The organism is Rhizobium sp. HT1-10, from assembly GCF_049472505.1.
In the GTDB taxonomy this organism is placed as follows: Bacteria; Pseudomonadota; Alphaproteobacteria; order Rhizobiales; family Rhizobiaceae; genus Rhizobium.
In genome coordinates, this window is record NZ_JBCEBQ010000001.1 from 270,947 (window position 1) to 285,543 (window position 14,597).

Consider the following 14,597-nt stretch of genomic DNA (forward strand, 5'->3'; position numbering starts at 1 on the left):
CGAAGGAAAGGCCAACTCATGTCCTCTGAAATCGACTCCGTCACACTTCTTTCCCGCGCCAGTCAATTGATCGATCTCGCCCGCAAGGCCGGTGCCGATGCCGCCGACGCCGTCGTCGTGCGCTCCCGGTCGCAATCGGTGAGCGTCCGTCTCGGCAAGGTTGAAGGCACGCAATCCTCCGAAAGCGACGATTTCTCGCTCCGTGTCTTCGTCGGCAACCGGGTTGCCAGCGTTTCGGCCAATCCTGGTTTCGACCTGCAGGTGCTGGCAGAGCGCGCCGTCGCCATGGCCAAGGTGTCGCCGGAAGATCCCTTCGCCTGCCTCGCCGATGACGACAAGCTGGCCCGCAACTACCCCGATCTCGATCTCTACGATCCGACCGAAGTCTCCACCGACGAGCTGCGCGACGCGGCGCTGGCGATGGAAGAGGCCGGCCTCGCGGTCAAGGGTGTCAGCAACTCCTCCGGCTCGGGTGCCTCCTCGGGCATGGGCGGCATGGTGCTTGTCACCTCGCGCGGCTTCGAAGGTAGCTACAGGGGCTCGCGTTTCGGGCGTTCCGTCAGCGTCATCGCCGGCGAGGGCACCGGCATGGAGCGCGATTACGATTTCGACAGCCGCCTCTATTTTGCCGACCTGGATACGCCAGAGGATATCGGACGCCGCGCCGGCGAGCGGGTCATCAAGCGCGTCAATCCGCGCCAGGTGCCGACCGGCAAGAATGTCACCGTCATCTTAGACCCCCGCGTCGCGCGCGGCTTCGTTGGGCACATCGCCGGCGCCATCAATGGTTCCTCCGTTGCCCGCAAGTCCAGCTTCCTGCGTGACAAGATGGGCCAGCAGGTGCTGAAATCGGGACTGTCGATCACCGACGATCCGCTGATCGTGCGTGGCTCCGCTTCGCGCCCCTTCGATGGCGAGGGTGTGGCTGGCGAACGCCTGGTGATGATCGAGGACGGTGTGCTGAAGCACTGGTTTTTGTCGACGTCCACCGGCCGGGAAATCGGCCTGCCGACCAATGGACGCGGCGTGCGCGGTGGAACCACGGTAACGCCGTCCTCCACCAACCTCGCGCTCGAGCCTGGCGAGATGTCGCCGGAAGAGATGATCAAGGGCGTCAAGGATGGCTTCTACGTCACCGAGGTGATCGGCCAGGGCGTCAACATGATAACAGGCGAATACAGCCGCGGCGCGACCGGTTTCTGGATCGAGAATGGCGAACTGACCTTTCCGGTGTCGGAGGTAACTGTTGCCTCCAACCTCAAGGACATGTTCATGCGCGCCACGCCGGCCAACGACATTGACCGCTCCTTCGGCACCGCGTCCCCGACCATCGCCATCGAGGGAATGACGCTGGCCGGCCTCTAGGCCGAGATGGAATAACAAGCATGTCCGACACGACAACCTACAGCTGGCAGAGCGACCTTGAGCTGATCGTCGATGCGGCAAAGCAAGCCGGCGCGGTGGCGCTGGGATTTTTCAGGCAGGCGAACGAGGTCTGGTGGAAGAATGGCGGGCAATCCCCAGTCAGTGCCGCCGACTATGCTGCCAACGACATTCTGTCGAAGATCCTGCGCCAGGCGAGGCCGGACTACGGTTGGCTCTCCGAGGAAACCGACGATGCGTCCGACCGGCTGGAGAGACGCACCCTTTTCGTTGTCGATCCGATCGACGGCACGCGCGGCTTCCTTGCCGGTTCTGAAATCTGGTGCATCAGCGTCGCCGTCGTGACCGACGGGCGACCGGTCGCAGGTGTATTGTTCGCGCCTGCCCTGCGTGAACTGTTCGTCGCTGGTCTGGAAGGACCATCGCTGAAGAACGGCGAGGTCCTCAAAGTCTCCGAAGCCGGAACGGGCGACATTCACCGCCTCGCGACGGCTGAAGACATGATCGCCGGCTTTGGCGCCGAATTCCGGCGCACGGTCGAGCGCGTCAAGCACATTCCGTCGCTTGCCTACCGACTGGCGATGGTCGCCGACGGGCGCCTCGAAGGCACGCTCGTCAAGCGTGACTCCCACGACTGGGATCTGGCCGCCGCCGATCTCATCCTGCAGCAGGCCGGCGGTGCGCTTGTCGACCTTTCCGGCGAGCAGCTCCTCTACAACAAGCCTGTGGTCAAGCATGACGAACTCTGCGGCGCCGCAACGGCTTCGATGCCTGAATTCCTGCACCAGCTCGCCTCTCGACGAGCCAGTTGACCTTTCCGCCAAAATCGCTCAGATGAAGGCCGGGAGAGAGACAGCAAAGAAAGACCGATATGACTGACTCCAGCGGTAAAAAGCAGCTCCTGCACCTCGTGTTCGGCGGTGAGCTCGAAAATCTCAGCGAAGTGAATTTCCGCGATCTCAGCGGCCTCGATATTGTCGGGATTTTCCCCGATTACGCCTCCGCCCATATGGCGTGGAAGGCGAAGGCCCAGCAGACTGTCGATAATGCTCACATGCGCTACTTTATCGTCCACATGCATCGCCTGCTCGACCCGCAAACCGACGCGTCTATCAAGGGCTGAGCCAAACCCGCGGGTGCTTCGGGCCGCGATTTCTGCGGTCGTCATCATATTATTGCCAAGCATTTGATTTTACTGTTCTGTTCGAACTGAACTTCATTTTATACGATCGCAACACTTGGGATTTGGCATCGATGACGATCACTGAGGATCCGAGGCATCCGAGATGAGCAGCTTTAGGGCGCGCTTGGCGCTGAAAGCCTATCGTCTTGGCGGCATTGCGATCTCACCTTTGATGTCGCCCTACCTGGCCTTGCGCGCAGCCAACGGCAAGGAAGACGGTGCCCGGCGCGGCGAGCGTTTCGGCCATCCGAGCGCAAACCGCCCGCAGGGGCCACTGATCTGGTTTCATGCCGCGAGCGTCGGCGAAACGTCCGCGGTCGTGCCGCTGATCCGCGAAATCCGCCAGCGCAACATCCATGTTTTGCTGACCACGGGCACGATGACGTCGGCCCAGGTGACCCGCGAGCGTCTCGGCGAAGAAGTTATCCACCAGTACGTGCCGCTCGACCTGAAGCCGTCGGTCGCCCGCTTCCTGGAATATTGGCAGCCGGATTGCGCCATCATCGCCGAATCCGAAATCTGGCCGACGACTATCGGCGAGCTCGGAAAGCGCGGCATTCCGCAGATTCTCGTGAATGCCCGTATGTCCGACAGGTCGTTCAGCCGCTGGCAGCGAAGCCCGTCTTTGGCGGCGGCCCTGATGGAGAAGATGGCGCTGGTCCTCGCTCAGTCCGATGTCGATGCCGAGCGCTTTCGCGACCTCGGCGCCTTGCAGGTTTCCACGTCAGGCAATCTCAAGGTCGATACCGACGCACCGCCCTACGATGCCGCGGTTCTTGCCGAATACAGCAATCAGATCGGCACGCGCCGGACCTGGGCTGCCGTGTCCACCTTCGAGGGCGAAGAGAATGCCGCTGCCGTCGTGCACCGCACGCTGAAGGCCCGCGACGATTTGCTCACCATCCTCGTGCCGCGCCATCCGGAGCGTTGCGACGACATCGAGAAAATGCTGTTGGCGCAGGGATTGAAGGTTGCCCGCCGCACCCGCAACGATCCGCTGACGCCCGACGTCGATGTTTTCCTGGGCGATACGATCGGCGAGATGGGCCTCTATTTGAGGCTGACGCAAGTGACCTTCGTCGGCCGCTCGCTGTTCGAGAACAAGGGCGGGCAGAACCCGATCGAGCCGGCAATGACGGGTTGCGCCATCCTCACGGGTGGCCATGTCCAGAATTTCCGTGAAGCCTATCAGACGCTGGCCCGAAACGGCGGCGCCCGCATGGTGCGCGATACCGAGATGCTGGCCAAGGGCGTCCATTACCTCCTGACCAACGACACCGCTCGCGCGACGATGATCGAATCCGGCTTCACGGCCGTGCACGAGATGCGCGGCGCGCTGACAGCGACGATCAAGGGGCTGGAACCCTACATCAACCCATTGACCCTTAAGGCTCGGCTGCTGCCAAAGGGTGCGCAAGCTTGAGGTGTTTAGCGTGACGAGCGAAAAGCTGGCCGCTGTCAGGGGCATTCTCTTTGACAAGGATGGGACGCTGCTCGACTACGATGCGAGCTGGCTGCCGGTGAACCGCGAATTGGCGCGGATTGCCGCCAAGGACAATGCCGATCTTGCCGACCGTCTGCTGAGTGCCTGTGGTATGGACCCGGTCTCAGGGCACGTCGTTCCCGACAGCCTTCTGGCCGCAGGCAACACGCGGCAGATCTCCGAAGGGCTCGTCGCTGCTGGCTCCGCGCTTGATGTCGACGATCTCACTCTTCGGCTGGACGAACTCTTTGCCGATGCCGCGCAATTTGCCGTTCCGGTCACCGATCTCGGCGTGTTTTTCCGTCGCATGAAGGAGCGCGGCTACTGTCTTGGGGTTGCCTCCAGCGATAATGAGGCCTCGATCCGCCGGACGGCGCAACGTTTCGGGTTTCTCGATTGCCTGGACTACGTCGCCGGCTACGACAGCGGCTTTGGCGTCAAGCCTCAGCCCGGCATGGTTCACGGGTTCTGCCAGGCGACTGGGCTGTCACCCGATCAGGTGGCGATGGTCGGTGACAACAATCATGATTTGCATATGGGCCGAAACGCCGGTGTGCGGCTGAATATCGGCGTCTTGACGGGCACGGGGTCGATCGACAGCCTCTCCGAGGCAGCCGACTTTTGCCTGGAGGACATCACTGCATTGGAATCGCTGTTGCCCGCGCTGCCGGCCTTATCGTAAGCGGGGTTGCATTGTCGGCCGTTCTCCTTTTTCCTTGCCGCGGGTTGAACAGGGCTTGCGGCGGCCACTACCGAAGGGCGGAGACAGATATATGGTATCGGAAGCACCGCCGTTCTGGTGGACGAAGCCAGATTGGCGCGCCCGCTCGCTATGGCCCATTTCCTTCGTCTATGGCCGCATTGCCGGTTCCCGCATGGCGAATGGAGAACGCGCTTCGGTGCCCATTCCGGTCATCTGCGTCGGGAATTTCACGGTCGGCGGAGCCGGCAAGACGCCGACGGCGCTGACCCTTGCCCGGGCGGCGAAAGACAGGGGACTGAAGCCCGGGTTTCTCAGTCGCGGTTATGGCGGTTCGGCGCGAGGCATCACCGTTGTCGATCCTGCCATACACACGGCAAAATTGGTCGGCGACGAGCCGCTGCTGCTCGCCCGCGAGGCGCTGACGGTGATCTCGCGCCGCCGCGTTGACGGGGCGCGTCGTCTGGTCGAGGAGGGCGCCGATCTCATCATCATGGATGACGGTTTCCAGAGCGCCCGCCTGGCGATCGACTATGCGTTGCTGGTGATCGATGCCGGCCGTGGCATCGGCAATGGTCATCTGTTGCCGGGCGGACCCCTGCGGGCGCCAATCGCCGAACAGCTTCGACAGACCTCGGGCCTGCTGAAGGTTGGCAACGGCAAGGCTGCCGAGCCGCTGGTTCGGCTTGCAGCCCGCGCCGGGAAGCCGTTCTTCACGGCAAGCGTCGAGGTCTGCGGGCAGGAGGATCTGGCCGGCGGCAGCGTGCTCGCCTTTGCCGGTATCGCCGATCCGCGCAAGTTCTTCCGCACCGTCGAATCTCTGGGCGCCAAGATCGTCGTCCACCGGCCTTTCGGCGATCATCAGCATCTCAGCGACGTGCAGATTGGCGATATTCTCGACACGGCGGAGCGTCACGCTCTGCGCATCGTCACGACATCAAAGGATTACGTGCGTCTGTTGGGAAGAAAAGGTCCGGCAGAACAGCTAGTCGAGCAAAGTCGCGTCATCGAGGTCGAGATGACCTTCTCAGACCGGAGCGCTCCCCGGCGGATCATCGACGCGGCCATCGCCGCCTGTCGTCAGCGGCGGCTTGCGGACGCTAAGGGTAGCACCGTTTCTTAGCGGCGCTGGTTGGGCAAGACGCCGGCGCGCTTGTCAGCCTCGAGCGAAGCGACGACATCGGCGTAGGGTTCCTGCCGCGCCACGCTCCAATAGCGCAGCTCGTCAAGCGCGATCCGTTGGCCGGTCATGGCGCAGACCACATAGGAGCCAGGCGCGAGGATCTGAAAGTCGCCGTCGAGATAGCGCACCTTCGCCTCGCGATTGCCATTTCCCTCAAAAAGATTCATTGCCACCATTCTCCAGTCATCACCGTCCGCGACCCGAGTTCGGCCGTTAGCGCGGCTTTTGCAAGCATCAGACGCTCTATCGCGGCGGCGTCCAGATTTCCAGCCTTTTCAGCTGCGTCCGAACAGCCGTTCGATGTCGGTCAGCTTCAGCTCGATATAGGTCGGCCGGCCGTGATTGCATTGCCCCGAACCCGGCGTTGCCTCCATCTGTCGCAACAGCGCATTCATTTCCTCCGGACGCAGTCGTCGGCCGGAGCGGACCGATCCGTGGCACGCCATGGTCGCGGCGACATATTCGAGCTTGGCACCGAGCAGCGAGGCCGTGTCCCATTCGGCGATCTCGTCGGCCAGTTGTCGGATCATCCCCTGAGCATCGACCTCTCCAAGCATCGCTGGTGTCTCCCGCACGGCGATGGCGCCTGGGCCGAACCGCTCGATTGCCAGCCCCAGATTGCCGAGACTTTCCGCGTGCACCATCAGCCGGTCGCAGTCCTCTTCCGGCAGGTCGACGATTTCCGGGATCAATAGGACCTGAGACGGCATGCGCCTGGAATGCAGCGCCTTGCGCATCTCTTCGAAGACCAGCCTTTCATGGGCAGCGTGCTGATCGACGATGACGAGCCCGTCCTCCGTCTGGGCGACGATGTAATTCGCGTGGATCTGCGCCCGCGCGGCCCCCAGCCGATAGTGTGCCGGCGGCTCGTCGCGAACGACGTCGGCGGCGACAGCTTCCATCCGCGCCGTCGGCATCGACACGCCGCCGAACATGGACTGGGACGGTTCGGCAAAGCCGAAGGCGCCTGACGGGCTGTAGGGACGGGAAGGGGACGTCTCTGCCGACCAGGGTGCCGAAGGTGGAGCGGCGCGCCAGCCGGACGGCGAGGCGCCGCCCCGGAAGGCGCGCAGCAGGCCATCGCCTCCGGTGGTCGCCGCCCGGTCGCCATCGCGCGCCAGCGCCTCGCGGATGGCGCCGACGATCAGGCCGCGCACCAGTCCCGGATCGCGGAAGCGAACGTCGGACTTGGCCGGATGGACGTTGACGTCGACAAGCGCCGGATCGATGGTGATCGACAGGACCGCGACGGGATAGCGACCTGCAGGTATGGTTTCGGCATAGGCGCCGCGAATGGCCGAGAGGATCTGCTTGTCCTGCACCGGCCGACCGTTGACGAAGGCATACTGATGCGCGCCATTGCCGCGATTGAAGGTAGGGACACCGGCAAATCCCGTCAGCCCGACGCTTTCCCGCTCGGCATCGAGCGCGATGGCGTTGTCCTTGAAATCGGCACCCAGCACCTGCGCCACACGCGCCAGGCGGTCGTCGCCGGTAGCGGGGAACTCCAGCGTCGTGCGGTCGGAGCCCGAGAGCACGAAGCGCACATGCGGAAAGGCAATGGCCATGCGCTTGACGACCTCGGTGATGGCAGCAGCCTCGGCCCGCTCCGTCTTCAGGAATTTCAATCGTGCCGGCGTGGCAAAGAACAGGTCGCGGACCTCGACAATGGTGCCGGGATTGGCCGCCGCCGGACGAAGATGCAAGAGCCTGCCACCGGCCACGGCGATCTCGGCGCCGTCGGCCCCATCGGGCCTGCGGCTCGAAATCGTCAGGCGGGCCACCGAGCCGATCGACGGCAATGCCTCCCCGCGAAAACCAAGGGTGCGGATATCGTCCAGGGTGTCCGAGATCTTCGACGTGCAGTGGCGCCGGATCGCCAGTTCCAGATCGGCCCGGTCCATGCCGCTGCCGTTGTCGCTGACCCGCAGCAGCGCCTTGCCGCCGCCGGCCGTCGCGATGTCGATGCGGGTGGCACCGGCGTCGAGCGCGTTTTCGATGAGTTCCTTGACTGCGCTCGAAGGCCGCTCGATGACTTCGCCGGCGGCGATCTGGTTCACCAGGGTTTCGGAAAGTTGCTTGATGTTCATGGCGGCATTTTCCCGGATTCTGGTCGCCGTGGAAAGGCCAAACTGCGTCCGGCCGCCGCCGTCCACCCAATTCCGCAAAACAACGCGCTTCGCCGGCCATTAATTTGAATTTAATACTAAATCGGCAAGTATCGGCGATACTGTTTGAAATGATCGCAGGCGGTGCTCAGCACCTTTCTCGGCCCGTGACGGCTTACTGGATACCGTCATAAATACCGGTCGGCATTCGCCTGTTTCAGACAGCATGCCAGTATGCACTCCGAAATTCGGCGCCGGGTCTCTTCTGTCTCCCAGGCGCCTCACAGTGATAAAAGCTATGTGGGAATCGGGCCAATGACTGCCGAGTTTGAGAAGGCAGTCCTTGACGTCAGCGACGAAATGCCCGCTGATGCAACGCTTCAGGCGGCCCTGTTCGATACGATATGCGAAGGGCTGCAGTCGGCATTCTTTGTTTATGACAAGCACGATCTTCTGCTGTTCGCCAGCCGTCAGGTGCTGAACTTCTATCCGTTATCTGCAAATCTGCTGCGGCCGCAGACCCGCCTGCGCGATTTTCTTGGCGCGGTCTTCGACACCGGCATCCGCCAGCGCGATATTGCCGGCCGGCGGCCCGTACCCAGCAGCCGCGAAGACTGGTTGTCGCAAACCATCGCCACCCATTGGCGCGAGCGCTACGAATTCACCGAACGCCACGGTGCTGACCGGTGGGTGCGCTTCACCAAGCGGCGCCTATCCAGCGGCTACGGCATCTGCATCATTTCCGATATTACCGAGAGCCGCAAACGCGAGGAGCAGTGGAGGGCGGACCTCGAGCGCGTGCAACTGACCGAGGATATCCTCGATAACCTCCCCTTTCCGCTGTTCGTCAAGGACAGGGAGATGACCTATGTCGCGGTCAACAAGGCGCTCTGCGCCAAGTACCAGCGGACGGCCGACGAGATCCTCGGGCGCAAGGGCAGCGACCTGTTCTCGACGGACGTCGCCGAGCGATACGGACAGAGCGATCAGCACGTCCTCGACAGCGGCGACCTGTCGATCTCCCGGCAGCGCCAGATGGACCGGGATGGCGTCGAAGGCGACGTCGTCACGCGCAAGATTCGGATCGGCAAGCCGGGCCGCTATTTCCTGGTGGCAACCATGCAGGATCTTCCGAAGGACGGCGCCGACTTCACCGAGTTCGCAATCGCTTCCTCGATGAAGGAGTCCGAGGATCGCAGCTACCGGCGCGCCTATGTGCCGGCAGATACGCTGCAGGCCGCGTTCTATAGACCGCCTGCGATGGAAACCTTCCTGCCTGAGAAATTCGCAGGCCAGAAGATCCTGTTGGTCACCGCCGATAAGGCCGCTGAATCATCGGCATTGAAGATGCTCGGCAAGTACGGCTTCGAAGCCTGCGTCGTGCGCAGTGAGAGCGAGGAGGCAGCCTTTCTCGACATCGCCAGCTCGCTTGGTGTGCGCATCGACCTGGTTGTGGTCGACAACCAGATGGGTGTGCGGGCCATGGAGCTGGCAGAGCGCCAGAGCATCCCGGCCCTCTGCCTGGACGGCACACAGCTTGCCAATGAGCTGACCTTCCGCATCGCCCGCTTTTTCAATCGCAATATTCGGGGTCTGGCCACAGACGCCAAGACGATGGAAGAGCAGAGCTGGCCGATCTCGATCAGCACCGAGGACGAGGGCTGCGAAATCCTCGTGGCCGAAGACAACGCCATCAACCAGATCGTCTTTTCGCAGATATTGGAGGGTCTCGGCTATCGCTACAAGATCGCCGCAAGCGGCGACGAAGCCGTGCGGATGTGGACCGAATACAGGCCAAGGCTTGTGCTGATGGACATTACCTTGCCCGGCTTCAACGGCTTCGAGGCAGCCAAGCTGATTCGCCAGATGGAAGCCGGCGGGACCGGCAGAACGCCACTGATCGGTGTCCTCACGCAGGCGATCGAGCGGGATCGGGAGGCGTGCCTGGCGTCGGGTATGGATGACAGCATTCTGAAGCCGGTCAGCCCGGATATGCTGCAGCTGGTCTTTAACAAGCATCTCGGAAAGACGACGGAGCGAGCCACCGCCTAGTAAAACCCCAAACCGAAATCTTTTGCCTGATGGTGCGCTCTCGAGGACCGCGACCACGCTATTCAATTGTTAAGACTTAATCCGCATTCTCGTCCACGGTGGTAGAAGTCTCGGAATTACAGATGAAATTGACGGAATTGCCGCCTTTGCCCGAGAGCCAGACGGCGCTCCAGGCGATGGCCTACACGGATCCGTTGACCGGGTTGGGGAACCGCTATCGCATGCGTGACCGCGTTCGCCTGCTTGTTGCGGAACGCGCCAGCGATCCGGCGCCTTTCACCATCGCCATCGCCAACCTCGACGCCTTCAAGCCCATCAACGATTTGTTCGGCACGGAAGCCGGTGACGAAATTCTCTGTCAGGTGGCCCATCGCCTCAAAGCCTGCGTTCCCGACGGAGCCACGGTGACGCGCCACGCGGGGGATGAATTCGCCTTTGTTCTGCCCCTGGTGTTCGAGCGGGTCGGTGGCGAGAAATTCGGCCAGATGATCCGCGAAGTCCTGTCGGCGCCATACGACCTTGGCGACCGCAATGTCCGCCTTTCGGCTTCCTTCGGCCTGGCCATACACCCGTTTGCAGGCGAGGATTTCGACTCCCTGCTGAAAAGTGCGGAAACGGCCCTCTACCGCTCGAAGCGCCGCGGGCGCGGCCAGATCACCGTCTATTCCGACGATATCGCGCGGGAGATGAAGCGCGCGACGCAGCTTGAACAAGCGCTGCGAAATGCCATCATCTCGGACTCCATCGATGTCCACTTCCAGCCCATCGTGTCGCTTGGCAACAACGCAATTTTGGGGTTCGAGGCCCTGGCGCGCTGGAACGATCCGGATCTCGGCTTCATTTCGCCGGCGGTCTTCGTGCCGCTCGCCGAGGAGCGGGGCTTTATCGACGCGCTGTCGGAAGCGCTGTTGCGCAAGGCGGCCGAGGCGGCCCTTGCCTGGCCGCGCGAACTTTTTCTATCGTTCAATCTATCATCCGCGCAGCTGATGGACCCCAATACCAGCAGCAGTGTCCTTGCGATCCTGGCGCGTGTCGGCTTCGACCCGCACCGGCTCGAGCTGGAAATTACCGAAACGGCGGTCATGAGTTCGACCGAGACTGCCCACCAGATCATCGGCGATCTGCGCGTCGCCGGCGTCCGGATCTCGCTCGACGATTTCGGCACGGGCCAGTCGAGCCTCGGCCGGCTGCGCGATTTCGCCTTCGACAAGGTCAAGATCGACCGTGCTTTCGTGTCCCGCATCAACACCGATCGGGCATCCGAACACATCATCAAGGCCATCCTGTCCATGTGCGAAGGCCTGGACCTGAAAGTCGTGGCCGAAGGAATAGAAAATCGCGAAGAGGCCGAGAAGCTGCGCACCCTCGGCTGCGGCATGGGGCAGGGTTACTACTACGGCAAGCCGGTCGATGGCGTGGCGACGCTGCGCTATCTACAAGAGCACTATTACGATTTCGGCGAACGCGGCAGCGCTCGAGATTGATTGCCGAAGGTCTTTGCCCATCGCGCCGCGCGACGGCCAGTGCGCGCCGCCATTAGGCCTCGCATTCAGCGTCAGGCTCGGCAATGATGGCTCGTCCTGTCCGAAGCGGAAGATCCCAATCATGGCCCTTACGACCGATCCATTGCTACAGCCCTACCAGTTGAAGCATCTGACGCTGAAGAACCGTATCATGTCGACGGCTCACGAGCCGGCCTATTCCGAAGGCGGCATGCCGACCGATCGCTATCGCCTTTATCACCGGGAAAAGGCGCGGGGCGGCATCGCCCTGACAATGACGGCGGGCTCGGCGGTGGTCTCAGCGGACTCGCCCCCGGCATTCGGCAACCTGCACGCCTACAAGGACGAGATCGTGCCTTGGCTGAAGGCGCTGACGGACGACTGTCATGAGTTCGGCGCGGCCGTGATGATCCAGCTCACGCATCTCGGCCGCCGGACCGGCTGGAACAAGGGTGCCTGGCTACCTGTGCTTGCGCCATCCGCCATCCGCGAGCCCGCCCACCGCGCCTTTCCCAAGGAAGCGGAGATCTGGGACATCGAGCGCATCGTCGCCGACTATGCCTCTGCCGCTGTCCGGATGCAGGCAGCGGGCCTCGATGGCATCGAGTTCGAAGCCTATGGTCACCTGATGGACGGCTTCTGGTCGCCGGCCACAAACCATCGGGATGACGAATTCGGCGGGTCGCTGGAGAACCGCATGCGCTTCTCGACCATGGTTACAAAGGCGGTTCGCGACGCCGTCGGCCCGGATTTCATCGTCGGCATCCGTCTTGTCGCCGACGAAGATTGGGACAAGGGGCTTTCGCGGGAGGAGGGCGTGGCCATTGCCCGAACACTGGCAGCCTCAGGCCAGATCGATTTCCTCAACATCATCCGCGGCCACATCGACAGCGACGCTGCGCTGAACGAAGTCATCCCGATCCAGGGCATGCCGGCTTCGCCCCATCTTGATTTCGCCGGCGAAGTCCGGGCGGCAACGAAGTTTCCGGTCTTTCATGCCGCCCGTATCGCCGATGTCGCCACCGCCCGCCACGCGATCGCCGAGGGCAAGCTCGACATGGTCGGCATGACGCGGGCCCATATCGCCGATCCCCATATCGTCAACAAGATCGTCGCCGGGCAAGAAGCCCGCATCCGCCCCTGCGTCGGCGCCACCTATTGTCTCGACAGAATTTACGAGGGTGGCGAAGCCCTGTGCATCCACAATGCCGCGACCAGCCGTGAAGCTGAGATCCCGCATGATATCCCCAAAGCCGAGATTGCTCGCCGTGCGGTCGTGATCGGGGCCGGGCCGGCCGGCCTCGAGGCTGCCCGCGTCTTGGCCGAACGCGGCCACCAGGTCACCGTTCTTGAAGCCAGTGGTCAGGCAGGTGGCCAGGTCAATCTCCTGATCCGCAACCCACGCCGCAGGGAGATGGTCGGCATCGTCGACTGGCGGTTGGCCGAACTCGAGCGGCTCGGCGTTGCCATCCACTACGACACTTATGCTTCAGGCGATGATGTCCTGCCCTTCGCTCCCGATCTCGTCGTCGTCGCCACGGGAGGCATTGCCCAATCTCCGGAGCTGGAGGCTGGAGACGAGCTGGTGACCTCGAGCTGGGATATCCTGGCCGGCGCCGTAAAGCCGGAGGGTAGCGTCCTGCTGTTCGACGACAATGGCGGCCACCCCGGCATGTCAGCTGCGGAACTCATCGCCAACACCGGCGCCGAGCTTGAACTGGTCTCGCCGGAGCGGTTTTTCGCGCCTGAGATGGGCGGCATGAACCATGTCCCCTATGCCAAGGCCTTCGCGGAAAAGAACGTCCGGGTCACCATCAATACGCGCCTGAAATCCGTGCGCCGCGAGGGCAACGGCCTGGTGGCCGTGCTCGGCTCCGATTATGCACCGACCTTGAGAACCGAACGTCGTGTCTCGCAGGTGGTGGTCGAGCACGGAACCATGGCGAATGCCGAACTCTATGAGGAGTTGAAGCCCATGTCGCGCAACCTTGGGGCCGTTGATTACGGCGCGCTGATCGCCCGTCGCTGGCCGCTGCAGGACCGCAACCCCCAAGGTAGCTTCGATCTCATCCGGATCGGTGACGCCGTGTCCAGCCGGAATGTCCACGCCGCCATCTACGATGCGCTGCGCTATTGTTCGTTGCTCTGAAGCATCAGGTGAATATGACCCTCAAACGCAAAACGGCGGCGCTGATAGCGCCGCCGTTCGTTCGTAATTCAGATGCCGTTATGGCGCGGTTGTCGAACCCGCCGCACCGCCGTTGGCGGGAGTGGTACCCGTTCCGGTCCCTGTAGCAGGCGCGGTGGAGCCGTCAGACGTGGAGCTGCCGTTCGACATGGTGTTCGGAGCCGACTGCGATGCCTGCATGGCCAGCGTCTTGTACTCTGGTGCGGCCTTCAGCGAATCCACCGATTCCGAGGTCGTCAGGCGGACCGTACCGTCCTTGTTCTGCGCGACCGAAATATTGGCGATCGGCACGGCAACGTTTTTCGCGCCAATGCCGAGGAAACCGCCGACGCCGACCACAGCCGCGACAATGCCGCCCTGCTTCTGCATGATCAAGTCGCTGACGCTACCGATGCTCTCGTTGGCGCCGTTGTAGACGGACTGGCCGATATAGGTGTTGGCGCTGACTTGCTCAGGCGACTGCTCTGTCAGGTAGGAACCAGTTGGTGTGCTGGCCGCTGCGCCACCGGCTGCATCGGTTGTGGCCGGTGTGGTGGTGGTTGCCGGCGCTGTGGCCGAAGGCTGCGTTGCGGTCTGTGCGAACGCGGCAGGCGACAGGACGGATGCGGTAGCAAAGACTGCACCAGCGGCAACGGTGGTAAGGAACTTGGATTTCATCGTGAATCTCCCTTTCTTCTGGATCGGTTGACCCCCCGATACGAGCGGCGCCTCTTTCAGGCTGACCATCACGCTTCGGTCACAAGGAGAATGACCAAATATCCGCATTGTTCCTAAAAAAGTAAGAAAACTGTAGCGCGAGCTGCTGTTGTGTCAGC

The 14,597-nt window shown here is 62.6% G+C and carries 12 protein-coding genes; 9 read left to right on the forward strand and 3 right to left on the reverse strand.

Going from position 1 to position 14,597, the window contains the following annotated elements; translation table 11 throughout:
* The first annotated feature begins 18 nt into the window (after positions 1 to 18).
* The 6 genes from VH564_RS01315 to lpxK all read left to right on the forward strand — a co-directional run bounded on the left by VH564_RS01315 (position 19) and on the right by lpxK (position 5,872).
* Entirely contained in the window at positions 19 to 1,365 is a 1,347-nt protein-coding gene (locus VH564_RS01315) for a TldD/PmbA family protein (protein ID WP_423338025.1), read from the forward strand.
* A gap of 20 nt (positions 1,366 to 1,385) precedes the next feature.
* Positions 1,386 to 2,195, forward strand: coding sequence for a 3'(2'),5'-bisphosphate nucleotidase CysQ (locus VH564_RS01320; RefSeq protein ID WP_423338026.1), 810 nt, complete (start codon positions 1,386 to 1,388; stop codon positions 2,193 to 2,195).
* Between the two features lie 59 nt (positions 2,196 to 2,254).
* On the forward strand, positions 2,255 to 2,506 hold the full coding sequence (locus tag VH564_RS01325; RefSeq protein ID WP_423338027.1) for a DUF4170 domain-containing protein: 252 nt from the start codon (positions 2,255 to 2,257) through the stop codon (positions 2,504 to 2,506).
* A 163-nt stretch (positions 2,507 to 2,669) separates the two neighbouring features.
* On the forward strand, positions 2,670 to 3,989 hold the full coding sequence (gene waaA, locus VH564_RS01330; protein ID WP_423338028.1) for a lipid IV(A) 3-deoxy-D-manno-octulosonic acid transferase: 1,320 nt from the start codon (positions 2,670 to 2,672) through the stop codon (positions 3,987 to 3,989).
* A 10-nt stretch (positions 3,990 to 3,999) separates the two neighbouring features.
* On the forward strand, positions 4,000 to 4,731 hold the full coding sequence (locus VH564_RS01335) for an HAD family hydrolase (protein ID WP_423338029.1): 732 nt from the start codon (positions 4,000 to 4,002) through the stop codon (positions 4,729 to 4,731).
* 91 nt (positions 4,732 to 4,822) lie between these two features.
* Positions 4,823 to 5,872 (forward strand): tetraacyldisaccharide 4'-kinase, encoded by a 1,050-nt coding sequence (lpxK, locus tag VH564_RS01340; RefSeq protein WP_423338030.1) that lies wholly within the window; start codon positions 4,823 to 4,825, stop codon positions 5,870 to 5,872.
* Here lpxK and VH564_RS01345 read toward each other — a convergent pair.
* Together VH564_RS01345 and mutL are read right to left on the reverse strand one after the other, a co-directional pair.
* The gene (locus VH564_RS01345) at positions 5,869 to 6,099 is read right to left on the reverse strand and encodes a DUF2093 domain-containing protein (protein WP_423338031.1); all 231 of its coding nucleotides are present in this window, start codon (positions 6,097 to 6,099) and stop codon (positions 5,869 to 5,871) included. The two genes, lpxK and VH564_RS01345, sit on opposite strands and share 4 nt — an antisense overlap.
* 108 nt (positions 6,100 to 6,207) lie before the next feature.
* A complete protein-coding gene (gene mutL, locus VH564_RS01350) occupies positions 6,208 to 8,022 on the reverse strand; it encodes a DNA mismatch repair endonuclease MutL (protein ID WP_423338032.1) in 1,815 nt (604 codons plus the stop codon).
* Between the two features lie 333 nt (positions 8,023 to 8,355).
* On the opposite strand from mutL, the gene VH564_RS01355 reads away from it, so the two are divergent.
* The 3 genes from VH564_RS01355 to VH564_RS01365 all read left to right on the forward strand — a co-directional run bounded on the left by VH564_RS01355 (position 8,356) and on the right by VH564_RS01365 (position 13,743).
* Complete coding sequence (locus VH564_RS01355) at positions 8,356 to 10,092, forward strand: response regulator (RefSeq protein ID WP_423338033.1); 1,737 nt, start codon at positions 8,356 to 8,358, stop codon at positions 10,090 to 10,092.
* A gap of 122 nt (positions 10,093 to 10,214) precedes the next feature.
* Positions 10,215 to 11,576, forward strand: coding sequence for a putative bifunctional diguanylate cyclase/phosphodiesterase (locus VH564_RS01360; RefSeq protein ID WP_423338034.1), 1,362 nt, complete (start codon positions 10,215 to 10,217; stop codon positions 11,574 to 11,576).
* A 121-nt stretch (positions 11,577 to 11,697) separates the two neighbouring features.
* The gene (locus VH564_RS01365; RefSeq protein ID WP_423338035.1) at positions 11,698 to 13,743 is read left to right on the forward strand and encodes an FAD-dependent oxidoreductase; all 2,046 of its coding nucleotides are present in this window, start codon (positions 11,698 to 11,700) and stop codon (positions 13,741 to 13,743) included.
* 78 nt (positions 13,744 to 13,821) lie between these two features.
* Here the strand turns inward: VH564_RS01365 and VH564_RS01370 are convergent, their stop codons facing one another.
* A complete protein-coding gene (locus VH564_RS01370) occupies positions 13,822 to 14,439 on the reverse strand; it encodes a PRC-barrel domain-containing protein (protein ID WP_423338036.1) in 618 nt (205 codons plus the stop codon).
* Positions 14,440 to 14,597 lie beyond the last annotated feature (158 nt).